Annotated in this window: 22 protein-coding genes; 16 read left to right on the forward strand and 6 right to left on the reverse strand. The window is 67.0% G+C overall.

What is annotated here, in order from left to right:
* Positions 1-36 precede the first annotated feature (36 nt).
* Positions 37-327, forward strand: coding sequence for a metal-sensitive transcriptional regulator (locus AACH06_RS26630; RefSeq protein ID WP_341428847.1), 291 nt, complete (start codon positions 37-39; stop codon positions 325-327).
* A 43-nt stretch (positions 328-370) separates the two neighbouring features.
* Here the strand turns inward: AACH06_RS26630 and AACH06_RS26635 are convergent, their stop codons facing one another.
* Both AACH06_RS26635 and AACH06_RS26640 read right to left on the reverse strand, forming a co-directional pair.
* Complete coding sequence (locus AACH06_RS26635) at positions 371-2,743, reverse strand: putative bifunctional diguanylate cyclase/phosphodiesterase (protein WP_341428848.1); 2,373 nt, start codon at positions 2,741-2,743, stop codon at positions 371-373.
* A gap of 11 nt (positions 2,744-2,754) precedes the next feature.
* Entirely contained in the window at positions 2,755-3,393 is a 639-nt protein-coding gene (locus AACH06_RS26640; protein WP_341428849.1) for a methylamine utilization protein, read from the reverse strand.
* A 238-nt stretch (positions 3,394-3,631) separates the two neighbouring features.
* On the opposite strand from AACH06_RS26640, the gene AACH06_RS26645 reads away from it, so the two are divergent.
* The 5 genes from AACH06_RS26645 to AACH06_RS26665 all read left to right on the forward strand — a co-directional run bounded on the left by AACH06_RS26645 (position 3,632) and on the right by AACH06_RS26665 (position 7,758).
* Positions 3,632-3,943 carry a thioredoxin gene (locus AACH06_RS26645; RefSeq protein WP_479723922.1) on the forward strand — a complete coding sequence of 104 codons (312 nt, stop codon included), beginning with the start codon at positions 3,632-3,634 and terminating at the stop codon, positions 3,941-3,943.
* Between the two features lie 219 nt (positions 3,944-4,162).
* Positions 4,163-4,591 carry a hypothetical protein gene (locus AACH06_RS26650; protein ID WP_341428851.1) on the forward strand — a complete coding sequence of 143 codons (429 nt, stop codon included), beginning with the start codon at positions 4,163-4,165 and terminating at the stop codon, positions 4,589-4,591.
* Between the two features lie 206 nt (positions 4,592-4,797).
* On the forward strand, positions 4,798-6,402 hold the full coding sequence (locus AACH06_RS26655; RefSeq protein WP_341428852.1) for a GMC family oxidoreductase: 1,605 nt from the start codon (positions 4,798-4,800) through the stop codon (positions 6,400-6,402).
* A 53-nt stretch (positions 6,403-6,455) separates the two neighbouring features.
* On the forward strand, positions 6,456-6,851 hold the full coding sequence (locus AACH06_RS26660) for an MAPEG family protein (protein ID WP_341428853.1): 396 nt from the start codon (positions 6,456-6,458) through the stop codon (positions 6,849-6,851).
* A gap of 160 nt (positions 6,852-7,011) precedes the next feature.
* The gene (locus AACH06_RS26665; RefSeq protein WP_423222091.1) at positions 7,012-7,758 is read left to right on the forward strand and encodes a carbonic anhydrase; all 747 of its coding nucleotides are present in this window, start codon (positions 7,012-7,014) and stop codon (positions 7,756-7,758) included.
* 23 nt (positions 7,759-7,781) lie between these two features.
* Here AACH06_RS26665 and AACH06_RS26670 read toward each other — a convergent pair whose 3' ends face one another.
* Positions 7,782-9,611, reverse strand: coding sequence for an ABC transporter ATP-binding protein (locus AACH06_RS26670; RefSeq protein WP_341428855.1), 1,830 nt, complete (start codon positions 9,609-9,611; stop codon positions 7,782-7,784).
* 131 nt (positions 9,612-9,742) lie between these two features.
* Here AACH06_RS26670 and AACH06_RS26675 point away from each other — a divergent pair, with 131 nt between their 5' ends.
* The 8 genes from AACH06_RS26675 to AACH06_RS26710 all read left to right on the forward strand — a co-directional run bounded on the left by AACH06_RS26675 (position 9,743) and on the right by AACH06_RS26710 (position 16,204).
* Complete coding sequence (locus AACH06_RS26675) at positions 9,743-10,054, forward strand: hypothetical protein (RefSeq protein WP_341428856.1); 312 nt, start codon at positions 9,743-9,745, stop codon at positions 10,052-10,054.
* A gap of 94 nt (positions 10,055-10,148) precedes the next feature.
* Complete coding sequence (locus tag AACH06_RS26680) at positions 10,149-10,367, forward strand: TOBE domain-containing protein (protein WP_341428857.1); 219 nt, start codon at positions 10,149-10,151, stop codon at positions 10,365-10,367.
* Between the two features lie 40 nt (positions 10,368-10,407).
* Positions 10,408-11,022, forward strand: coding sequence for an RBBP9/YdeN family alpha/beta hydrolase (locus tag AACH06_RS26685; protein WP_341428858.1), 615 nt, complete (start codon positions 10,408-10,410; stop codon positions 11,020-11,022).
* Positions 11,023-11,149: 127 nt separating this feature from the next.
* Entirely contained in the window at positions 11,150-12,172 is a 1,023-nt protein-coding gene (locus tag AACH06_RS26690; protein WP_341428859.1) for a sulfate ABC transporter substrate-binding protein, read from the forward strand.
* Positions 12,173-12,637: 465 nt separating this feature from the next.
* Positions 12,638-13,471: a sulfate ABC transporter permease subunit CysT gene (gene cysT, locus AACH06_RS26695; RefSeq protein WP_341428860.1), complete on the forward strand. Its 834-nt coding sequence runs from the start codon at positions 12,638-12,640 to the stop codon at positions 13,469-13,471.
* Positions 13,472-13,546: 75 nt separating this feature from the next.
* Positions 13,547-14,446, forward strand: a complete 900-nt coding sequence (gene cysW, locus AACH06_RS26700; protein WP_341428869.1) for a sulfate ABC transporter permease subunit CysW — start codon at positions 13,547-13,549, stop codon at positions 14,444-14,446.
* Between the two features lie 26 nt (positions 14,447-14,472).
* Positions 14,473-15,498: a sulfate/molybdate ABC transporter ATP-binding protein gene (locus AACH06_RS26705; RefSeq protein ID WP_341428861.1), complete on the forward strand. Its 1,026-nt coding sequence runs from the start codon at positions 14,473-14,475 to the stop codon at positions 15,496-15,498.
* A 52-nt stretch (positions 15,499-15,550) separates the two neighbouring features.
* Positions 15,551-16,204, forward strand: coding sequence for a glutathione S-transferase family protein (locus AACH06_RS26710; protein ID WP_341428862.1), 654 nt, complete (start codon positions 15,551-15,553; stop codon positions 16,202-16,204).
* 64 nt (positions 16,205-16,268) lie between these two features.
* Here the strand turns inward: AACH06_RS26710 and AACH06_RS26715 are convergent, their stop codons facing one another.
* A complete protein-coding gene (locus tag AACH06_RS26715; protein WP_341428863.1) occupies positions 16,269-17,213 on the reverse strand; it encodes a CysB family HTH-type transcriptional regulator in 945 nt (314 codons plus the stop codon).
* A 262-nt stretch (positions 17,214-17,475) separates the two neighbouring features.
* Positions 17,476-18,330, reverse strand: a complete 855-nt coding sequence (locus tag AACH06_RS26720) for an MOSC domain-containing protein (protein ID WP_341428864.1) — start codon at positions 18,328-18,330, stop codon at positions 17,476-17,478.
* 150 nt (positions 18,331-18,480) lie between these two features.
* On the opposite strand from AACH06_RS26720, the gene AACH06_RS26725 reads away from it, so the two are divergent.
* A complete protein-coding gene (locus AACH06_RS26725; protein WP_341428865.1) occupies positions 18,481-20,706 on the forward strand; it encodes a prolyl oligopeptidase family serine peptidase in 2,226 nt (741 codons plus the stop codon).
* 93 nt (positions 20,707-20,799) lie between these two features.
* Here AACH06_RS26725 and AACH06_RS26730 read toward each other — a convergent pair whose 3' ends face one another.
* Entirely contained in the window at positions 20,800-22,662 is a 1,863-nt protein-coding gene (locus tag AACH06_RS26730) for a phosphoenolpyruvate carboxykinase (GTP) (RefSeq protein WP_341428866.1), read from the reverse strand.
* Between the two features lie 534 nt (positions 22,663-23,196).
* Here AACH06_RS26730 and AACH06_RS26735 point away from each other — a divergent pair.
* Positions 23,197-23,481 carry a glycosyl hydrolase family 8 gene (locus tag AACH06_RS26735; RefSeq protein ID WP_341428870.1) on the forward strand — a complete coding sequence of 95 codons (285 nt, stop codon included), beginning with the start codon at positions 23,197-23,199 and terminating at the stop codon, positions 23,479-23,481.
* Positions 23,482-23,613 lie beyond the last annotated feature (132 nt).

Raw genomic sequence — 23,613 nt, forward strand, 5'->3', positions numbered from 1 at the left:
GCTTTTCGCTGGCGAGCGGGTTCAGAATGGCCGGTCATGGCCACACTCACCGACGACAAGACCCGCCAGGCGCTGTTGAACCGGCTGCGTCGCGCCGAAGGCCAGTTGCGCGGCCTGCAGCGCATGATCGAGGAAGGACAGTCCTGCCTCGACATCGCCGGCCAGCTCGCCGCCGTGCGCAAGGCGCTGGACAGTACGCATGCCAAGCTCACCGTCGCCTACATGGAACAGGAGCTCGGCGGCCGCATGCCTGCCACCGATCGCAGCCGGCAGCAGTTCTCTGAAGTGCTGAGCGACGTGCAAACGCTGCTGGGCAAGCTTCGCTAGCGCCGGGTCAAGGCGCCAGCTGGTAGCGCCCAACGCAGCGCGCTCAGGCCGGCAGCCTGTGTTGTCCCGGCACGGCAGCCGGTGAAAGCCCTGCGGCCGCACGTTCGCGTGCCCAGGCTTCGAACGATTCCACGGGCATGGGCCGGCCGATGTGCCACCCCTGGGCCTCATCGCAGCCCAGGGTGGCCAGTTGCTGCCAGATCGCCTCGTTCTCCACGCCCTCGGCCACCACGCTGAGGTTCAGGTTGTGGGCGACTTCGATGATCGAGCGCACGATCATCGCGTCCTTCGGCACCTTCTCCATGGCACGCACGAAGGACATGTCGATCTTCAACTCATCCACCGGCAGGTTGCGCAGGGTGGCGTACGAGCTGTAGCCCGTGCCGAAATCGTCGATCGACAGCTTGCAGCCCAGGGCCTTGAGCGCCTGCAGTGTCTGCAGCGCACGCTGCGGGTCGTTCATGATCGCGCTCTCGGTGATCTCCAGGCACAAAGCCTGAGGCGACGCACCGTGGTGCTGCAGACGCGCGGCAAGTTGCGTCACCAGGTCTGCCTTCATCAGGTCGTGCACCGAGAGGTTGACCGACAAGCGGGGCAACAAGCCGATCGGGCCCCAGCGGGCCAGCAGGCGGGCGGCTTCGTCGATCACCCACAGGCTCAGCTCGTGGATGAAGCCCGTCTCTTCGGCAAAGGGGATGAACTCGAGGGGCGGCACCAGGCCTCGCTCGGGGTGCTGCCAGCGCACCAGCGCCTCGGCGCCCACCAGCGTGCCATCCAGCAGGTGCAGCTTGGGTTGGACGAACAAGCGCAGCTCTTGCCGCTGCAGCGCGCGTCGCATCTCGCCGAGCAGCGTCAGGGTCGCGGCACTTCCGTGGTCGAACCGCGGGTCATACGCCAGCCAGCCCGCACGCCGGCGCTTGGCCTCGTACATGGCCACCTCGGCCCGGCTCAACAACGCATCGGGCTCGCGGCCATGCTCGGGCGCGCACACCAGGCCCATGCCCGCCGCCACGTCCACCATGCTGTCGCCCAGCCGAACAGGTCGCTCCAATGCGTGCAGCACGGCCTTCGCCATCGACTCCGCCGCGTCCCGCCCCAGGCCGGGCAGCAGCACCGCGAACTCGTCGCCCGACAGGCGCGCCACCATCATGGCAGCGCCGAGCGCCGGGGCCTGCAGGCCGGCCAGGCGTTCGGCCACCTGGATCAACAGGCGATTGCCCATCTGGTAACCCAGCTTGTCATTGACCTGCTTGATCCGGTCCAGATCAAGCATCAACACCGCCACCGGGCCTGCCTCCAGCGCCAGGCCCAGCCTCCGGCTGAACTGGCCGCGGTTGGGCAACCCGGTGAGGTCGTCCAGGTACAGCCGCCGGCGGGTCACCTCACGCATCCCGTCGAAGGCCACCGCGAGTTCATTGAGTTCATCGTCGCGCGCCGGGGGCTCGATCGGGGTGTCGAAGTCACCCTGGCCGAGGCGGCGGCTGGCGTCGACCAGCGCGCGCAACGGGCGGGTGACGCGGCGCGCCGTCCAGATGCTGCCCACCGCAAAGACCACCGCGCCGAGCAGCGTGATGGCCAGCAACACGGCCTGAAGTCGGCGATAAGGCGCCACCGCCTCGTCAACAGAGCGGGCCAGCACTGCGCGGATCTCGCCGGTGGGCGACCGCGCCAGCAGGCTGACACGCCCATCGATCGTTTCGTCGCCGGCCACGAATTCGGTCAGCCCTTCGTGGGGCAGGAGGACGAACTGGTCGCTCACCGAGGGCGCCAGCGTGCTTTGCACCACGCGCAGTGGCGCCCCGATTGGCTGCGACAGCAAGGCCATGTGCAGGCCAGACAGCTCGTGCAGATCACGCCCCAGCTTGTCGTCGACCGCGAAGCCCATCACGACCCAACCCATCTCGATCGGTGCCTTGAACGGCACCACCACGAACTGGAACGGCCGTTCGCCCACCAGCACCAGCTGGCCCGTGGTGGATGGCCGCGTGCCGGCCGCGTTCGCCAGGCCTTGGCGCACCGGCTGCAGCGCTTCCGAGCCCTGGCTGCCTGCGGCATGCAAGGTGTAGTCGAGCTCGAGCAGCGCGACCACGCTGGCGCCGATGCGTGCGCCATGGTTGTCCAGCGCCGAGCGAATCGTCTCGCGGTCACCAGAAAGCACCGCCTCTCGGAAACCGTAGTCCGCGGCCAGCAAGGTGGCGGCCTGGGCGAGCTGCTGCGCGTTCTGGTCGAGCAGGCGGCCCAGCAGACGCTCACCCACCTCCAGTTGGTTGGCCAACTGGGCTCGCGCATTGGCGTCGATGCTGTGCCGGATGGCGAAGAAGCCCGCCAATTGCACGGCCAACAGCAGGGCGAGAAAGATCGTGACGATCCGACCGGCCAAGCTGCGCAACCAGGCGCGCGCGGTGGGCAACGTCACGACGGATCCCGTCAGCGGTCGGCCACGGGCAGGCTGGCCACGAGGTTCATGGGCACCTGGCCGACCGTGACCGGCTGCTCGATGCCGGTCGAGCCGGCCGGCAGATCGGGGTGCCAACTGCGCAGCACATACGCACCGGGCGGCACGTCGGACAGGGTCGCGTGGCCGCTGGCGGCCGTCTTCGCGTACCAGGGCGTGTCGGCCACCAGCACCCAACCGACCATCTTGTCGTGGATGTTGCAGCCCAGCACCACGACCCCCGCGCGGTCAAACTCCACCGGGTTCTCGGGTCGGCCCACGTAGAGCTTCAGCTCGAACTTCTTGGCCGAAGAAAACGAGTAGACATGGTGGCGAACAGTGTCCTGGTTCGGAAAGTGCACCTTCGTGCCCATCGGCACCACCGTGACGGCCGGGATGAAGCGGCGGCCCTGTTGAACGATCTCCACACGCGGCAGCGGCTGCACCGGCGCCTTGGCGCCCTGCGGCTCCAGCAACAGCACCGCGTCGGCCAGCGGCCGGCCCGATGGACTCACGGCCTGCAGTTGCACAGTCACGGCATTCGCACCAGGGGCCCAGGCCAGCAGCGCCACGGGCCCCGCCCACGCGCCAGCGTGACGGGCACCGCGAATCAGGAAATGAAGCAAGGTCACGGCAACGTGGCGAAAACGGTGAGGGGGAGAAAGAACGGCGGGCGAGAACCAGGCGCGGACACCGCGGCCATCTCGCCGTTTTCGGCCGTCGCGGCCGCCGATTGAGCCCGACCTGCATCGCCCGGCGGTGCAATGGCACACTGCCGTGATGCCCGATGTCTCGCCCTCCCCTTCATCCTGGCTGGTGGCCTGCCTCTGTGCGGGTTGGTGTCGCACCTGCGACGATTACCAAGGTGTGATGACCGACGCGCAGCGCCAGCACCCCGGTGTGCGGTTTGCGTGGGTCGACATCGAGGATCACGCCGACGACCTGGACGACACCGACGGCGCTGCCGAGGACATCGACAACTTCCCCACGCTGCTGTTGGTGCGTGACGGGAAGCCCCATTTCTTCGGCACGGTGCTGCCGCACGCGGCCGTGTTGCAGCGATTGCTTGCGCAGGCCCAATCGGGAGAGTTGCCGGCCAAGACCGACGCCACCGCCCTTCGCCTCGCCCACGCCGTGAGCCGGCTGGTGGCCAGCCGGCCCCAGGCCGTGCGCCTGCCGTAGGCCTGAGCGCCCTTCGCGCCCGCCCCGGTCGCCGCGCGAGCTTGTCCATGCCTGGCCGCTGCGCGCAACGCCAGCGAGACATGGCGTACATCTTCGGTACACCCGCCAGAGAGATGCTGAGCGTGCCTCCAGGCTCGTGCTGACGGGGCCCAGCCGCCCGCCGCGCGGGCCCGTGGATTGCCGAGCCGTGTCTTGTCCAAGCGATGAAAGGAGCGATCGATGGGGCACATTGAATCTCTGGGACGCCGGCGTTCAGCCACGGCCGGTCTCGCAATGGCCGCGGCGCTGACCGTGGCGTTCTCCACCGGCTGCGCCGTGCAGACCCGGGTGCGGCCGGTGCCGGTCGTGTCGACCACGGCTGTCTACGAGTACCCGGCCGGGCCGATGCCGGCGCCGATCGTCGAGAGCCCGCCCGCAGCGCCCGAACCCACCGGATGGAGCTGGGTGCCGGGCCACTGGGTGTGGTTGGGCCATCGTTGGCACTGGCAACACGGCCACTGGGTGCACGAGGCCGTCAACCCGATGCCCCCGCTGGTCGATGAGAACCCCGGCCCACCGCCGAGCGCCGCCCACGTCTGGATCCGCGGCCACTGGCGCTGGGGTGGCCACGGCTGGGTGTGGGCGAGCGGCACCTGGGTGCTGCGCTGAGCCCGATCGCATGGGCACCGAGGGCATCGGTACCTCGAACCCACCACCACCACCACCAAACCCAGTCTTGCTCGGGCGCGCCAGTCGAGGCGCCTCTCTAAATTCCGCCGGGACTCGCCCCTATGGACGGGGGTCAGACCGGGGCATCCAATCTTTTCCGATCGGCGGCCCGATCTCCAAGGGCGCCGCCGGAGGGATTCGAACGCATGGAATTTGACTATCTGGTGATCGGCGGCGGTTCGGCGGGCAGCGTGCTGGCCGGCCGTCTCAGCGAGGATGTGAACTGCCGCGTGGGCCTGGTCGAGGCCGGCCCGGCGGACAAGAGTGTGCTCATCCATTGCCCGGCCGGCCTGGCCATCCTGGCGAAGAATGGCCAAGCCAACTGGGGCTTCGAGACCGTGCCGCAACGCGGCCTGAACGGCCGGCGCGGCTACCAGCCGCGCGGCAAGGTGCTGGGCGGGTCGAGCTCGGTCAACGCGATGATCTACATCCGCGGTCAGCGGGAAGACTACGACCATTGGGCGGATGCCGGCAACCCCGGCTGGGCCTACAGCGATGTGCTGCCGTACTTCCTGCGCTCCGAGCACAACGAACGCGGCGCCAGCGCCTGGCATGCCACCGGCGGCCCGCTGAATGTGATGGACCTTCGCAGCCCCAATCGCCACACCCCGGCCTTCATACAGGCGGGGGTGCAAGCCGGCTTCCCTTTGAACGCCGATTTCAATGGCGCCACGCAGGAGGGCATCGGGCACTACCAGGTGACCCACCGCAACGGTGAGCGCTGCAGCGCCGCCAAGGCCTACCTCGCGCCGGCGAGCGGCCGGCCCAACCTCGAGGTGATCACGGGTGCCCACGCCTTGCGCGTGGTGCTCGAGGGCGGTCGCGCCACGGGTGTGGAAGTGCTGCGCGGTGGCCAGCGCGTGATGCTCAAGGCTCGGCGCGAGGTGCTGCTGGCCGCCGGGGCGCTGCAGTCACCGCAACTGCTGATGCTGTCGGGCATCGGGCCGGTGGACGAGCTGAAGCGGAACGGCATTGCCATCCAACATGCGCTCGAAGGCGTCGGCCGCAACCTGCACGACCATGTGGATGTGGTGCAAGTGGTCGATGCGCCGCACCAGAAGGATTTCTTCGGCCTGTCGATCAGCGGCGCGGCCAGCGTGTGGCGTGCACTGGGCCAATGGCGCAAGCAACGCACCGGCATGCTGACCACCAACTTCGCTGAGGCGGGCGCGTTCCTGCGCACGGCGCCCGATGAAGTCACGCCGGATGTGCAGCTGCATTTCGTGATCGGCAAACTGATCGACCATGGCCGCAAGACCGTGTTCGGACATGGCTACTCGTGCCACGTCTGCCTGCTGCAGCCCAAGAGCCGCGGCCGGCTGACGCTGCGCAGCGCCGACCCGATGGCGCCACCCCAGATCGATCCCAACTTCCTCGCCGATGACGACGACACCGCGCGCTTGGTCCGGGGTTTCAAGCTCATGCGCCGCATCCTGGAGCAGCCTGCGATGGCCGCGCTCGGGGGGCGCGAACTGGCCGCCTCGGCCGCGGCCCGCAGCGACAGCGAGATCGAGGCGTTCATCCGCGGCCACGCCGACACCATCTACCACCCGGTGGGCACCTGCCGGATGGGCGCCGACGCCGACGCCGTGGTCGACAGCCGCCTGCGCGTGCGTGGCGTGCCGGGGCTGCGGGTGGTCGACGCGTCGATCATGCCCCGCATCGTCAGCGGCAACACCAACGCCCCAACGATCATGATCGCCGAGAAAGCCGCCGACATGATCCGTGAGGACGCGCGCAGCGCCTCCTGATCGACACCCACCCGGGCGCCACGCCCTTGAACGCCCCACTGGAGATCCCCTCGATGACCCCTTCGCTGACGCTGCTGGTGTGGATGACCGTGTTCACCTGGGTCGTGCTCATGCTCGCCAGCCTGTCGCGCGCTCGCGCCTGGACACCTCGCGGCATGTCGCTGGCGCTGGGCAACCGGGCCGACATGCCCGAGCCCTCACCGGCCGCGGCACGCCTGGATCGCGCTGCGCGCAACACGCTGGAGAACTTTCTGCTGTTCGCCGCGCTGGTGCTGGCGGCCCATGCCGCACAGGTCCAGCACCCGCACGTCACACTCGGTGCACAGGTGTTCGCCGTCTCCCGGGTGGCGTTCGTGGCGGTGTACTGGGCCGGCATCCCCTACCTGCGCACACTCGTCTGGGGCGCCGGGGTGGCGGGGATGGGCCTGATCGCGGGCACGATGCTCTGATCGCCCGCACGTCCGTGGACGGACGGCCACGAATACCCCGATGGCGATCGGGTTGAATACATTCAGCAACAAAATGGCGTTAGGGTACGGCGTCTTCACTTTCTGAGATGCCTTCATGAAATGGACCCTGACGGCCAGTGCCTGTGCCGCCGCCGCACTGATGACCGTCGCCTGCAGCACCCAGGCGCCCCACGCCACCGCCCCCGCTGGGCATGCGGCTCATTCGCCGCACTGGAGCTACGACGGACCCACCAGCGCCTTGCACTGGGCCGAGCTGGAGCCAGGCTTCCAGACCTGCGGCATCGGGCAAGAGCAGTCGCCGATCAACATCGAGACCTCCCGCGTGACCGCCTCGCCGGATGCCCGCCCCTTGGGCTTCGGCTACACCCCCAGTGAGGGTTCGGTGGTCAACAACGGCCACACGATCCAGGTGGATCTGGCGCAGGCGGGCTCGCTGGTGCTCGATGACGGCGCCTACGGATTGGTGCAGTTCCACTTTCATACGCCCAGCGAAGAGCAGATCGATGGCCAGAGCTACCCGCTGGTGGCCCACCTCGTCCACCGCAACGAGCAGGGGCGTCTGGCCGTGGTGGCCGTGCTGTTCAAGCTGGGCCAGGAGAACGCTGCGCTGAAACCGGTCTTCGCAAAGCTGCCCACCGACGTGGACGGCCGTCGCGCGCTGACGGCGCCGCTGGACGTGACCGCCCTGCTGCCCGCCACACGCGCGCACTACGCGTTCGCCGGTTCGTTGACCACGCCGCCGTGCAGCGAGGGCGTGCGCTGGCACGTGCTGAAGACGCCGGTCGAGATATCGCCGGCCCAACTGGCCGCCTTCAAGGCGATCTACACCATGAACGCGCGGCCCGTGCAGCCGCTGAACGGACGGGCCGTCCGACTGGTGCCCTGAGCTCGGGGCACCTGGCGGCGGGTTCACTCTTCCCCGAGGAAGCCGCCGCTCTGGTGCGCCCACAGCCGGGCGTAGAGGCCGCCTTGGGCGAGCAGGCTCTTGTGATCGCCCTGCTCGACGATGCGCCCGCCGTCCATCACGATCAGCCGATCCATCGCGGCGATGGTGGACAGGCGGTGCGCGATCGCGACCACTGTCTTGCCCTCCATCAGCCGGTACAGGCTCTGCTGGATGGCAGCCTCCACTTCACTGTCCAGCGCACTGGTGGCTTCGTCCAGCAAGAGGATGGGCGCGTCCTTCAGCATCACGCGGGCAATGGCGATGCGCTGGCGCTGGCCGCCCGAGAGTTTCACCCCGCGCTCACCCACATGTGCGTCGTAGCCCGTGCGGCCCTTCGGGTCGACCAGGGTCTCGATGAAGGCATGGGCCTCGGCACGGCGGGCAGCATCGAGCATCTGGGCTTCGGTGGCATCGGGTCGGCCATAGACCAGGTTCTCGCGCACCGAGCGGTGCAGCAGCGACGTGTCCTGCGTGACCATGCCGATGTGGGCCCGCAGGCTGGTCTGGCTCACGCTGGCGATGTCTTGACCATCGACCAGGATGCGGCCGGCCTCCACGTCATAAAAGCGCAGCAGCAGGTTCACCAGCGTGGACTTGCCCGCGCCTGAGCGGCCCACCAGGCCGATCTTTTCACCGGGCCGGATGGTGAGGCTGAAGTTGTCGATCACGGCGCGGCCGGCTTGGCCGTAGCCGAAACGCACGCCCTCGAAACGCACCTCACCGCGCGGCACGCTCAGGCCCGACGCATCCGGCCGGTCGATCACCGAGGCGTGCCGCGTCAGCGTGTTCAGGCCGTCGGCCACGGTGCCGATCTGCTCGAACAGCGTGGCCATCTCCCACATGATCCAGTGCGAGATGCCGTTCAGCCGCAAGGCCATCGCCGTGGCGGCCGCCACCGCCCCGACGCCAGCGCCCCCCTGCGTCCACAACCACAGCGTGGCACCTGCGGTGGCGAGTACCAGGCCCATGCTGAGCAGGTGGATGACGATCTCCAGACCGGTGACCAGGCGCATCTGGCGGTAGGCGATGCCCATGAAATCCTGCATCGCGCTGCGCACGTAGCCCGATTCGCGGCCCGCGTGGGAGAACAGCTTGACCGTGGCGATGTTGGTGTAGGCGTCGGAGATTCGGCCCACCATCAGCGCCCGTGCATCGGCCTGCTCTCGGGCCACCCGCCCGAGCCGCGGCACGAAGTAGACGAGGGCGGCGATGTAGAGGGCAAGCCAGCCGAAGAACGGCACCAGCAGCTTCAGGCTCACCCCACCCACCACCGCCATCATGGTGACGAAGTAGATGATGATGAAGACCAGGATGTCGGTGACCGTCATCACCACATCCCGCACCGCCAGCGCTGTCTGCATCACCTTGGTCGCCACGCGGCCGGCAAACTCGTCCTGGTAGAACGACAGGCTCTGCGCCAGCATCTGGCGATGGAAGTTCCAGCGCAGCCGCATCGGAAAGTTGCCGTTCAGCGTCTGGTACTTGGCCAACGCCTGCCAGGCAACCAGCAGTGGGCTGGCCAACAGCACCGCGGCGAGCAGGTAGAGGCGCTCGCGCTCCTGCGGCCACCACTGGGCCGGCTCGGTGGTCGACAGGCCGTCGACGATGTGCCCCAGGAAGGCGAACAGCAACGCCTCGAAGGCGCCAATCAGCGCCGTGAGCCCCGTCATCACGACCACGTAGCGCCGCACGCCCGTGGTGTTGGCCCACAGGAACGCCCACAGGCGCTGGGGCGCCGGCGGGGGCACCACCTCGGGGTAAGGATCGACGAGGCGCTCGAAATAGGCGAACACGTGGTGACAGCTCAGAAGGGGAATGGACCGGCCAGCGTATCCGATATGCGCCGGGCTCATATGCGGCCGCGGGATATCGATCGCCGTTTTCCTTCCTTTTCATTTCCAAACGCGACAACGACCATGGGCCCATGATCGATGCCAAGCCCACCACCGCGGAGGCGCCCGCCACCCAGGCGCTGGCCCTTCCCTGCACCGGCCAGGCGCTGCGCCAGGCCCTGCAACGCCGCGATTTGCGCGCCCTGGATGAGCTCACCCGGCACCTGCGGGTGGCCGGCTACCGGTTCGATCCGCTGGGGCTCGCCACCGATCTGCTGCAAAACGGCTGCGGCTGGGTCCGCGATGCATTTGGCCATCGGGTACCGGTGCATGTGAAGGTGCCCGCCCGCAGCACCCCCCTCGAACCCCGCGACTCATCCGCGAGCTTCATGCTGGCGCTGTGATCCGGCGCCGCGCCTGCCGGCCGGTGCCCTCCAAGACCGCTGCGCATGGCACCTTGCCAAGCGCCCCTTTTCCCAACACCTCAGAAGAACCACCATGAGCATCCTCGCAGTCAACGCACGCAACCAGTTCCGCGGCAAGGTCAAGGAAATCATCGAAGGCCCCGTCGTCTCCGAAGTGGATGTCGAGACCCCGTCAGGCCTGATCGTCACCTCGGTCATCACGACCCGCTCCGTTCATGAATTGGGGCTGCGCGTCGGTCGCGACGTCGTCGCGCTGGTGAAGTCGACCGAAGTGTCGATCGCCACCCTCTGATTCCCCATCCGCTGCCGTCAGGAACCGAAAGGAGCCGCCCATGCTGAGCACCGTCAAGACCTCTATCGCCACGGCGCCGCGAGTGCGGATGCTGATCGTGCCCGGGCTGCACGGCAGCGGCCCCGACCACTGGCAGACCTGGCTGCAGGCCAAAGAGCCAGACGCCGAACGCATCCGCGTGGAAGACTGGGGCCATGCGGACCTGGACCGCTGGGCCAGTGCCATCGAAGACACCTTGCAGCGCCACCGGGCGGATGCATGGATCGCGGTCGCCCACAGCTTCGGCTGCCTGGCGCTCGCCCACCATGCCGCGCGCGGCGGTCGCAATATCCAGGGCGCCTTGCTGGCAGCGCCTGCCGCCCCCGAACGCTTCAGCCTCGACGAGGGGCAACTGAGCCGCCCGCTGCCCTTCCCATCGACCTTGGTCGTCAGCGCCAACGACCCGTGGATGCAGCATGCCGATGCGCTGTACTTCGGCCGCCGATGGGGCAGCGAGGTGATCGATCTCGGCGAAGCCGGGCACATCAACGCCTCGTCGGGCTACGGCCCCTGGCCCGATGGGTGGAACTGGGCCCGTCAACATGTGCAGCGCGTGGCAGCCACCTTGCGGCCCCGCGAGCGCGCGGCGGCACCGGCGCTGGGTTTCGCCGTCTGATCTTCGTCGCCGCAACGCAGAGCACATAAGCAGTCGCGATTTCATTCGTTCCGCGAAAGGGGCGCGTTTCCTAGGATCGCCGAGCCTGCATCCATGCAGGTGGTCATTCACAAGGAACGCCCCCACCATGCTGTACCGATCGCTGACGACTGCTGTTGCCGCCAGCTTCATCGTCCTGAGCACGCTCGCCGCACCGACGGCCGCGCAAGCCAAGGACATCACGCTGCTCAACGTCTCGTACGACCCGACGCGCGAGCTGTACCAGGACTTCAACAAGGCGTTCGCCACCTACTGGAAGGCCAAGACCGGCGATACGGTATCGGTCAAGCAATCGCACGGCGGCTCTGGCAAGCAGGCCCGCTCAGTGATCGATGGACTGGAGGCCGACGTCGTCACCCTGGCCTTGGCCTACGACATCGACGAGTTGAGCGCCAAGGGCAAGCTGATTCCCGAGGATTGGCAAAAGCGCCTGGGCCACAACTCCAGCCCGTACACCTCGACCATCGTGTTCCTGGTGCGCAAGGGCAATCCGAAGAACATCAAGGATTGGAACGACCTGGTCAAGCCCGGCATCGAGGTCATCACCCCGAACCCGAAGACCAGCGGCGGCGCGCGTTGGAACTATCTGGCTGCCTGGGGCTATGCCCTGAAGCAGCCGGGCGGCAATGAAGCCAAGGCCAAGGAGTTCGTCACGGCCCTGTTCAAGAATGTGCCGGTGCTGGACTCGGGCGCTCGCGGCTCGACGACGACCTTCGTCGAACGCGGCATTGGTGACGTGCTGATCAGCTGGGAGAACGAAGCGTTCCTGTCGGTGAAGGAACTGGGCCCAGACAAGTTCCAGATGGTCGTTCCCTCGGTCAGCATCCTGGCCGAACCCCCGGTGACCTTCGTGGACAAGGTGGTCGACAAGCGCGGCACGCGCGACGTGGCCAAGGCCTATCTCGAGTACCTGTACTCACCCGAAGGCCAGAAGATCGCCGCCGAAAACTACTACCGCCCGATCGACCCGAAGGTGGCCGCCCAGTTCGACAAGCTCTTCCCGAAGGTCAATCTCTTCACGATCGACGAGGTCTTCGGCGGCTGGTCCAAGGCCCAGAAGGCCCACTTCAACGACGGCGGCGTGTTCGACGCGATCTACGCGAAGAAGTAGCCCGACCTGACCATGGTTGCCAGCGCGCCCTCGGGCGCGCTTTTCATTGGTGCGTCACTCCCTGGCGTGTGCGCGCTGATCGATCTCACGCATAAGCAAGCGCGTATTGCTTCGTTCCTCCGGTCGCCCGCGCTGCCTAGCATCGCGGCACGCTGATCGACATGCGTCTGGCTACTAGGGCCTGTTCACACGATTGGAAGGGATCGCGTTGATGACCACAAAGCCGCAGGCAAGGCGCAAACCGCAGCCGGGTTCGACACCCGGCGAGGATTTGCAACGCCGCATGCGGATTCTGTGGTCATCAACCCTTCGGGAAGGCCCGCCGAAACGGGCCACCCGTCGTTGCAGCGCTGGCCCGCACATGAGTGCGGGTGGCGCGCTGCGCCTAGATTGGCCCGTTTCGGCGGGCCTTCGCGACCCTTCGCATCGTGTGAACAGGCCCTGAGCAGTTGGCGCCCCCTTGCCGTGATCCTCTCCCGCACCCTTCTCAAACGCCACAGTGTGCTGCCAGGTTTCGACTTGGCCCTCGGCTTCGCGCTGATGTACCTGTGCCTCGTTGTCCTCATCCCGCTGTCGGCGGTGTTCCTGAAGACGTTCACCCTGACCTGGGGGGCCTTTTGGGACACGGTGACTTCCGACCGTGTCGTTGCGTCGTACCGCCTCACCTTCGGCGCGGCGTTTGCCGCCGCACTCATCAACGCCGTGTTCGGGCTGCTGGTGGCCTGGGTGTTGGTGCGCTATACGTTCCCCTTCAAGCGCGTCGTCGATGCGCTGGTCGACCTGCCGTTCGCTTTGCCGACCGCCGTCGCTGGCATCGCGCTGACATCGCTGTATGCCGCCAACGGCTGGATCGGCCAGTACCTGCCTTTCAAGGTGGCGTTCAAGCCCTTGGGCGTGTTCGTGGCGCTCACCTTCATCGGCCTGCCATTCGTGGTGCGGACGGTGCAACCGGTGCTGGAGGATCTGCAGAAAGAGCTCGAGGAAGCCGCGGCGACGCTGGGCGCGTCAAGGCTGCAGACGTTCTGGCACGTGATCTTTCCGACGCTGATGCCCGCCCTGCTCACCGGCTTCGCGCTGGCTTTCGCACGGGCGCTGGGCGAGTACGGCTCGGTGATCTTCATCGCCGGCAACATGCCGATGGTCAGTGAGATCACACCGCTGCTCATCATCACCAAGCTGGAGCAATACGACTACGCCGGCGCCACGGCGATTGCGGTGGTGATGCTGGTCATCGCCTTCGCCTTGCTGCTGGCCATCAACCTGGTGCAGGCCTGGGCCCGCAAGCGGCAGGGACGTTGAGATGACAAGCACACGCTGGACAGCCGCAGCCGACCAGCGTCTGAATTTTGGTTGGAGTACCCCGTGACCGCTGCCATGACCACCCTGGCCTCCGCACCCGTCGTGCCGGCCCAAGCCCGCGCGCGCTCGGCGCTCGCGGCCACCACCGAACCGGCATGGGTTCGGTGGACGCTGATCGGCATCGCCGGTCTCTTCCTGACGCTCTTCCTGTTCGTGCCACTGGCCGCTGTCTTCCACGAGGCGTTCAAGAAGGGCGTGGATGTCTACCTTGCCGCCATCACCGAGCCGGACGCCGTTTCCGCGATTCAGCTCACGCTGTTGGCCGCGGTGATCTCGGTGCCGCTGAACCTGGTGTTCGGCGTCTCGGCGGCCTGGGCGATCGCGAAGTTCGACTTCCGCGGCAAGAACCTGCTGCTCACGCTGATCGACTTGCCGTTCTCGGTGAGCCCGGTGATCGCCGGCCTGATCTACATGCTCGTCTTCGGCCTGCAAGGCTGGTTTGGCGAATGGCTGCGTGACCACGATCTGAAGGTCGTCTTCGCGGTGCCGGGCATTGTGCTGGCCACCGTGTTCGTGACCTTCCCGTTCATTGCCCGCGAGCTGATCCCGCTGATGCAGGCGCAGGGTCAAGAGCAGGAGGAAGCCGCACGCGTGCTGGGCGCCTCCGGCTGGCAGATCTTCTGGCGCGTGACGCTGCCCAACGTGAAGTGGGCACTGCTGTACGGCGTGATCCTGTGCAATGCGCGCGCCATGGGTGAGTTTGGTGCGGTCTCGGTCGTCTCGGGCCACATCCGGGGTGCGACCAACACCATGCCCTTGCACATCGAGATTCTCTACAACGAGTACCAGTTCGCCGCTGCCTTCGCCGTCGCTTCGTTGCTGGCAGGCCTGGCGCTGGTGACTCTCGTCCTGAAGTATGTGGTCGAGCAGCGCGTCAAGCGCGAGAAGGCCGCCGCCGGATCCGAACACGCCTGAGCCGCAGCCATTGAAGAGGCTTTCCCATGAGCATTGAAGTACGCAACCTCGTCAAGCATTTCGGCTCGCTGGCCGTGTGCGACCACCTCAACCTCGACATCCCCTCAGGCGAACTGGTCGCCTTGCTCGGGCCGTCGGGGTCCGGCAAGACCACCTTGCTGCGGATGATCGCGGGCCTCGAGACGCCCGACTCTGGCTCGGTGCTGTTCCACGGCGAAGATGCCACCTTCGCCGATGTGCGCGAACGCAATGTGGGCTTCGTGTTCCAGCACTACGCGCTGTTCGGGCACATGAGCATCTTCGAGAACATCGCCTTCGGCCTGCGGGTGCGCCCGCGCGCCACCCGGCCGAGCGAAGAAGCGATCCGGAAGAAGGTGTTGGATCTGCTGAAGCTGGTGCAGTTGGACGCCCTGGCGGGCCGCTACCCGCACCAGCTCTCAGGTGGCCAGCGGCAGCGTGTGGCCCTGGCACGCGCCTTGGCGGTCGAGCCGAAGGTGCTGCTGCTGGACGAGCCATTCGGCGCGCTGGATGCCAAGGTGCGCAAGGAGCTTCGCCGCTGGTTGCGCCGCCTGCACGACGAGATGCATGTCACCTCGGTGTTCGTGACCCACGACCAGGAAGAGGCCATGGAAGTGGCGGACCGCATCGTCGTGATGAACGAGGGCCGCATCGAGCAGGTGGGCGCGCCGGACGAGGTGTACGACCATCCCGCCACGCCGTTCGTGTTGAAGTTCCTCGGCGACGTGAACCTGTTCCATGGCCGCGTGGGCTTGGCGCCAGGGCACGACGAAGCGGTGAGTTACGTGCGCCCGCACGAGCTGGACATCGTTGCCGACCCCGACGAAGGCACCTGGGCTGTCACGCTGGCCCAGACACTGACCGTCGGGCCCAACACCCGCATCGAGTTTCGTCGCGAGGAAGACGGCTCGTATGTCGATGTCGAGCTGTCACGCGAGGCCTATCTGCAGTTGCGGGATTCGCTCGGCCTGGCCAACGGCAAGAAGGTGTTCCTCAAGCCGCGACGGGTCACGCGGTTTGCCGTGCCGGCCTGAGGCAACAGCAAGCCCCCAGACGCTGCGGCGTGAGTGCCGCTAAAGTCGGTCCATGGCCACGCCCACATTCCCACCTTGGACCCTCTATCTCGCAGAGGGCACGTGCGCCCAGGCCGTGCACATCGCCTTGATCGACGCCGGAGCCGAGCACCAGTTACGCAGCGTCGACTTCGCTGCCGGCGAGCAACGCGGCGCGGCCTACCTGGCGGTGAATCCCCGCGGCCGCGTGCCGGCGCTGGTCACGCACCGTGGCACGCTGACCGAGGTGCCGGCGCTGCTGCTGTTCATCGCCCAGAGCTTTCCCGCGGCGAGGCTGGCACCGTGGGACGATCCGTTCCAACTGGCCCGGCTGCAGGAGTTCAACAGCTACCTGTGCGCTACCGTGCATGTGGCGCACGCCCACAAACGGCGCGGCGCCCGTTGGGCCGATGACGCCGCGGCCCATGAGGCGATGCGCCGCAAGGTGCCGGCCAACATGGCCGAGTGCTGCGCCCGCATCGAAACCGAGTGGCTGCACGACGGCCCTTGGGTGATGGGGGCCGACTACACCATCGCCGACCCGTACCTGTTCACCCTCGCCGAATGGCTGGAAGGTGACGAGGTCGACCCTTCGGCATTTCCACGGCTGCTGGCCCACCGCACACGCATGCAGGCGCGGGCCTCGGTTCGCGCGGCCAAGGCCGCGATGGCCGCGTTGGCGGGGTAGCGGCACGCCAGCGCGGCGACGGGTCGGCGCGCGTCACCCCGGCCACAGCGGCTTCACACCGGCTTCACAGCGGCGCAGACGGGGTGCCCGCCGGCGAGGCCTGAGCCTGCTGGACGATGTCGGCGGTCAGGTGCGGTGCAAAAGTCTGGATGAAGTCGTAGGCGAAGCCCCGCAACAGGCCGCCGCGGCGTACCGCCACACTGGTGGTGTTGATCGAGAACAGGTGGCGCGCGTCGATGGCGCGCAAGTGAGAGTCGCGGGTTTCGTCGAAGGCGATCGAGGCCATGATGCCCACGCCCAGGCCCAACTCGACGTAGGTCTTGATCACGTCGGCATCCATCGCGGTGAGCACCACCCGCGGGCTGAGGCCGGCGCGGGTGAAGGCATCGTCGATGCTGCCGCGGCCCGTGAGGCCCGTGTCGTAGGTGATCACCGGGTGCTCGGCGAGTCGATCGAGCGTCAACTCGCCGCTCAGCAGCGCATGGCCCACCGGCACCACCACCGAGTGCGTCCACCGGTAGCACGGCAGCGCCACCAGATCAGGGTTGTCGGCCAGTACATGTGACGCGATTCCGATCTCGGCCGAGCCCGTCAGCAACATCTGTGCGATCTGCTGGGGCGAGCCTTGGTGCATCTGCAGTTGGACTTTGGGGTGCAGGGCACGGAAGTCGTGCACCGTCTGAGGCAAGGCGTAGCGCGCCTGCGAGTGGGTGGCCGCCACGCTGAGCACGCCGCTGTCGCCCAGCCGGAAGTCGTCACTCGCGCGGTGCAGGTTGTCGATGTCCAGAAGCGTGCGCTCGACCCACGGCAGCACACGTTCACCGGCGGGGGTGAGACCAGTGAGGCGCTTGCCCGCCCGCACGAAGATCTCGATGCCGAGTTCGTCCTCCAGCTCGCGAATCTGGCGGCTGATGCCGGGTTGCGAGGTGTGCAGCGCCTCCGCCACGGTGGTCAGGTTGAATCCCTGGCGCACCGCCTCGCGGACCGATCGCAATTGCTGGAAGTTCATATCGCTTTCTGGCCCGAAAACAGGCGTCGCTTCATTGTTTTTCGCATTATCGAAAACGGTGACCGGCCCGCCAACGACGATTGCCGCCTGTGCTTGTGCGCCTGGCGCATATCCACCCGAACCTCAAGCACCCGGTCGAGCCCCAACGGGCCTCGAACTGGGCGCCAAGCACCGCCACAGCTCGATCTATCACGAGCCTGTGCAACGACACGGGTCCCTTGTTTTGGCGCGCCAGGCGGGCATGGGTGACAGACTCTCAGCCTCAAAAGGCCAGCTCGATCCAGACGTGCTCGCCACGACGCAGGCGGCTGCCTGGCGTCGGTGCGCCGTAGACACCGAAGCATGAGGGCACGCCGGGGCGCCGCCCGGCACTGAGCTCGGCCACCACGGCCGTCAGCTCCGGGCTCTGTTCGCCCGTGACTGGGTGGATGCCGGGCACCACGCAGCGCTCGCACGGGGTGGTGATGGGCATCCGCCAGCCTGCACTGCGAAGCGCGGCTGCGTGGTCTTCGATGAACGGCAGGCACGACGCGTCGACACCCGAGATCAACAGGTTGGGCCGGAAGCGCAGGACCTCGGCGCACGGCAGGCCACGGGCCAACAGGTGTTGATTGAGTTCATCGATCGACGCGGCATGCACCAAGTGCAGCGGGTTCACACCTGATCGATTCCGCCCTTCCTGCCCCAGGCGGGCCAGACGAAGCGGCGCGCCCGTGGCTCGCAACAGCAGCTCCGCCACGCCGTCGCCCGCGTCGGTGGCAGGAAATACCTCCATCGCCTTCGCCCGGTCGTTCCACAGGTGCACGATGCCGTCCCGCCCTTGGGGATCCAGCGCCCGCGCCTCGGTGCCCCGCAGGCCCGCCCACCATTGGCCGTCAATCCACGCGGGCTGCACCTGAGACAAGGTCGGGTGCACCCCCTGCCAGGTGACGTGGCCATGCTCGTCGACCACCACCCACTCCCGGTCACCGGCGATCAAGCCGTGGCTGTCAATCTGGATCTCGTCCATCTCCACCGCGGCACATGCCTTGATGGGATAGACCCACAGCGCATCGATGCGCGCAGCCAGCCCTTCCGGGGCCACGGGAGACCGAGATGTGGGAGAGGTATCGGGCATGTTGAGGAAGGCGGGGCGAGCGGGATGCGGCACCTGCGATCAGGTGCCGGGCGATGTCGCGAACATCCTACGCGCGACCGCCCCACGTAACATCCATGCCCTTGGCCTACCGGCCACGATGTTCCAACGGCGCTCACCCGGGAGACCCCCATGCCGCTTCGCTCCATCCCTTTGGCCGCCGCCCTCATCGCGGCCTCGCTCAGCGCCCTGGCGGGCCCGCCGCCGACCCCGGTGCGCGACGTGACCCAGGTCCTGCACGGCGTCACGGTGCACGACCCCTACCGCGACCTCGAGGACGTGAAGAGCGCGGCGACCCAAGCCTGGCTGAAGGCCCAAGGCGACTATGCGGAAAGCATGCTGGCCACCATGCCGGAGCGCCAGGCGCTGACCGCCCGCGTCGACGCCCTGTCGCGTGCCACGGGCGATGCCGTGCGCGGCGTAGTCCGCCTGCCCGGCGAGCGGCTGTTCTATCTGAAGCGCGAAGCCGGCCATGCGCAGTACAAGCTCGTGACCCGCGTGGGCCTGAAAGGCGCCGAGCAGGTGCTGGTCGACCCGGAGGAGCTGACCAAGGCCAAGGGCGTGCCGCACGCCATCAACTATTTCGTGCCATCGTGGGACGGCAAGCGGCTGGCCTACGGCTTGTCGGCCGGTGGCTCGGAAGACGCCTCGCTCTACGTGATGGAGGTGGCCACGGGACGGGCGCTGGGCCAACCCATCCCGCGCGTGCACGAGAGCCTGGTGAACTGGGCGCCAGACAACCTGCACCTCACCTACAACCAGATCCGCGACTTGCCCGCGGATGCGCCCCCCACCGAAACCTTCCTCGACAGCACGGTTTTCGTGGTGCGCGCTGGCGCACCCGAGAGCGAAGCGCAGGCCCTGTTCGGCCCCCTGGTCAACAAGACCCTGAAGCTCGACCGCCTGGACGTGGCCGGCGTCAGCTTCGATGCGAGCAGCCGATTCATGGTGGCGCGGACCACCGACACCACCGTGCCGGAGGGCAAGCTCTTTGTGGCACCGGTGGCGGCGCTCGGCAAGCCAAACGTCCCGTGGCGGCAGATCTCGGGCTTCGATGACGCAGTGACCGATCTGCAACTGCAGGGCGACACGCTGTACCTGCGCACCCACAAGGGTGCGCCGCGAGGCCGCTGGGTGGCCTTGAACCTGGCCGCCGGCGGCGGCATCGAACGCGCCAAGTTGGCCATCGACGAGCCGGCACGTGGGGTGCTCAAAGGCGTGATGATCGGTCGACAAGGCCTGTATGCCGAGGTGGCCGAGGGCTTCAACACCCGGGTGATGCACTTTCCAGGGCAAGGTCGGCCGGGCATCGACGTGGCCCCCGGCCTGAAAGGCAGCACCTTCGCGATCGACGACCGCAGCCATGTTTACGGCGACATCTGGCTTGGCACCAGCACCTGGACTGAGCCGCCGAAGATCCTTCGCACCGCCGGCCCCGGCCAGGCCGTGGAAGACACCGGCTTGATGCAGCGCCGCGTGCCGCCCGGCACGCCTGAACTGACGGTGAGCGAAGTGATGGTGCCCAGCCACGACGGGGTGCAGGTGCCGCTGGCGATCATCCACCGCGCCGACCTGAAACGCGACGAGCCCCACCCCACGCTGCTCGTGGGCTACGGCTCGTACGGCCTGTCGATCGAGGCATTCTTCGATCCGCGCGGCGTGGCCTGGCTCGAGCGTGGTGGTGTTCTGGCCTACGCGAACGTTCGTGGCAGCGGGGCTTTTGGCGAGGCCTGGCATCGCGCGGGCTTCAAGGCGACCAAACCTAACACTTGGAAGGACGGCATCGCCAGCGCCAAGTACCTGATCGACAAGGGCTACGCGACGCCGAAGACCATGGGCATCTGGGGCACCAGCGCCGGCGGCATCTTCGTCGGCCGCGCGGTGACCGAGGCCCCGCAGCTGTTCACCGCAGCAGTCTTCGACGTGGGGATGATGGACACCATCCGCTCGGAAGAGTCGGCCAACGGCATCACCAACATCAGCGAGTTCGGCACGGTGAAAGACCCGGCCGAGTTCAAGGCACTGCTGGAGATGAGCACCTACCACCAGATCCAGGATGGCGTGGCCTACCCTGCCGTGATGCTGGTGCACGGGCTGAACGACCCGCGCGTCGACGTGTGGCAAAGCGCCAAGGCCGGCGCACGCCTGCAGGCCGCCAGCAGCAGCGGCCGCCCGGTTCTTCTGCGCCTGGACGGCCAGGCCGGCCACGGCGTGGGCAGCACCGCGCAGCAGCAGATCAGCAAGCTGGGCGACATCTACGCTTTCTTGCTGTGGCAGTTTGGGCAGGCAGTGGCCTCAGGCGGCGCGAGCAGCGGCGCAAGCACCGCGCCGGCGGTGACCACAGCCGCCAGGCCCTGAGCCCAAACAAAACGGGCCCCACCGCTCGGTGAGGCCCGTCTCGGGTCGATCTTCATTCGGCCGCAACGGCGCCCCGCCAGGGGCACCAGCGGCTTACTTGGCCAAGGCCGCTTCGAACTTCGCCTTGGTGTCCTTCAGCGCCTGCGGCAGGTGGTAGGCCAGCTGCGTAAAGAGTTCGTCGTGCAACTTCAGCTCTTCGCCCCAGGCGGCGGGCTCGGCGCTGATGATCGAGTCAAACTTGTCGCGGCTGAATTCGAGGCCGGACCACTCCAGGTCTTCGTAGCGCGGGCTGATACCGAAGAAGCTCTCGGTGCCTTGGGCCGAGCCTTCGATGCGCTCGACCATCCACTTCAGCACGCGCATGTTGTCGCCGTAGCCCGGCCACACGAACTTGCCGTCAGCGCCCTTGCGGAACCAGTTGACGCAGTAGATGTTGGGGAGCTTGGCGCCCTGCGACTGCAGCTTCGCGCCCACATCCAGCCAATGCTGGAAGTAATCGCTCATGTTGTAGCCCATGAACGGCAGCATCGCGAACGGGTCGCGGCGAACCACACCTTGCTGCCCCGCGGCAGCGGCGGTGGTTTCCGAGCCCATGGTGGCGGCCATGTAGACGCCTTCGGTCCAATTGCGGGCCTCTGTGACCAGCGGAACGGTCGTCGAACGGCGGCCGCCGAAGATGAAGGCGTCGATCGCCACACCCGCGGCGTCGTCCCAAGCGGCGTCGAGGGCGGGGTTGTTGGTTGCGGCCACGGTGAAGCGGGCATTCGGATGCGCGGCCTTGGCACCGGTTTCCTTGGCGATCGCCGGCGTCCAGTCCTTGCCCTGCCAGTCGATGCAATGGGCGGGGGCCTCGCCCATGCCTTCCCACCAGACATCGCCGTCATCGGTCAGCGCCACGTTCGTGAAGATCACGTCGCGGTCGAGACTCTTCATGCAGTTCGGGTTGGTCTCGTGGTTGGTGCCGGGGGCCACGCCAAAGTAGCCGGCCTCGGGGTTGATCGCGCGCAAGCGGCCATCGGCGCCCGGCTTGATCCAGGCGATGTCGTCACCGATGGTGGTGATCTTCCAGCCATCGAGTGCCTTCGGAGGGATCAGCATCGCGAAGTTCGTCTTGCCGCAGGCGCTGGGGAAGGCGGCCGCGACGTGGTACTTCTTGCCGGCGGGTGAGGTCACGCCCAGCACCAGCATGTGCTCGGCCAACCAGCCCTGGTCGCGGCCCATCGTCGAAGCGATGCGCAGCGCAAAGCATTTCTTGCCCAGCAGCGCGTTGCCACCGTAGCCCGAGCCATAGCTCCAGATTTCGCGGGTCTCGGGGTAGTGAACGATGTACTTGGTCTTGTTGCAGGGCCAGGCCACGTCCTTCTGCCCGGCTTGCAGCGGCGCACCGACCGTGTGCACGCAAGGAACGAATTCACCATCGGTGCCCAGCAGCTCCAGCACCGGCTTGCCCATGCGGGTCATCGTGCGCATGTTGACGGCCACATACGGGCTGTCCGACAGCTCGACCCCGATGTGCGCGATCGGCGAGCCCAGCGGGCCCATCGAGAACGGCACCACGTACAGGGTGCGGCCCTTCATCGCGCCCTTGAACAGCGCTTGATCGCCGGTCTGCAGCAGAGTGCGCATCTCGGCCGGCGCCATCCAGTTGTTGGTCGGGCCGGCATCTTCCTTCTTGGCGCTGCAGATGAAGGTGCGGTCTTCGACGCGCGCCACGTCCGACGGATCGGACCAGGCCAGGTAGCTGCCCGGGCGCTTGGCGGGGTTCAACTTCTTGAACGTGCCGGCATCGACCAGCCGCTGGCACAGGCGGTCGTACTCTTCCTGGGAGCCGTCACACCAATGGATGTCGGCGGCTTCGGTCAAGGCGGCGATTTCGCTGACCCAGGCGATCAGGCGAGCGTTTTTCACGTACGCGGGCGCGTTCAGGCGCAGCCCCTCCATGGCGGGACGGTTCACAGGCAATGCTCCAATTTTCAAGACAAGACAAAAAGCGAAGACGGAATTGGGCGAGCCTCGCGCGGGCGCTGGCTCCTCGCCAGTCGCTGCGGGACTCGCCCAATGCCGTGGGCGCTAGGTGTCTTGGCCTTCGCGAGCAACCTTCGGGCCTGGTTACGGCCGGTTTCTCCGATCGCGCCTCACGCGCGCGCGATCTGTCGAGGTGGATCACCTGTCAAACCAGTGTAATGGTGCGGTAACTCGGGCGCCTGCCCAATCCATGCAAATCTGGAATGGGCCAATGCGCAGAAAGTCTTGCCTCGGCCAGCGCGCTGAATGGCGTATAGGGGCCGTGGCAGACCGTCAATGTCGAAATTCACTGAACCTGGGACTCTGTTCGCTGAATGTTGAACACGGGCCTCCTGGAGAGCTGAGGCCGGAAGGGACAGTGCTGTTTTAGTGATGCTGCCGCCGTGCCAGCGCCTTGGTTCGCTGGGCGGAGTACTGAGAGATCCAGGCGGATGACCAACCCACCTGCTCGTCGAAGGTTACTGGATCAAATATGACAACACGTGCTCCACCGTATCCGAAGCCCACGGCTACGGGATGGTGCTGGCCGCCTACATGGCCGACAAGGCCACCTTCGACTCGATGTACGGGTACTTCACCAAGCATCTGAGCAAGGCTGGCCCTCACCTGATGGCATGGAAGCAGACGCTCAAGGGCGGCAAGATGACCGACGCGGAAGAGCAGATTTCGGTCACCGACGGTGACCTCGACCTGGCTTACGCGCTGCTGCTGGCTCATGTGGAATGGGGCTCGACAGGCAGCATCGACTAAAAGGCGCGTGCGCTGTAAGCAGCCAGGGAACACATGTTGATCTGACAGCGCCCTGGTAGTGAACATCTGTCCGCTTAGAAGGAGTCGGACACGTGAACACTTATGGGGTCGATCTGATGGGCCGGCGGCGTC

It is taken from the genome of Ideonella lacteola, assembly GCF_038066555.1.
Taxonomy (GTDB): domain Bacteria; phylum Pseudomonadota; class Gammaproteobacteria; order Burkholderiales; family Burkholderiaceae_C; genus Ideonella; species Ideonella lacteola.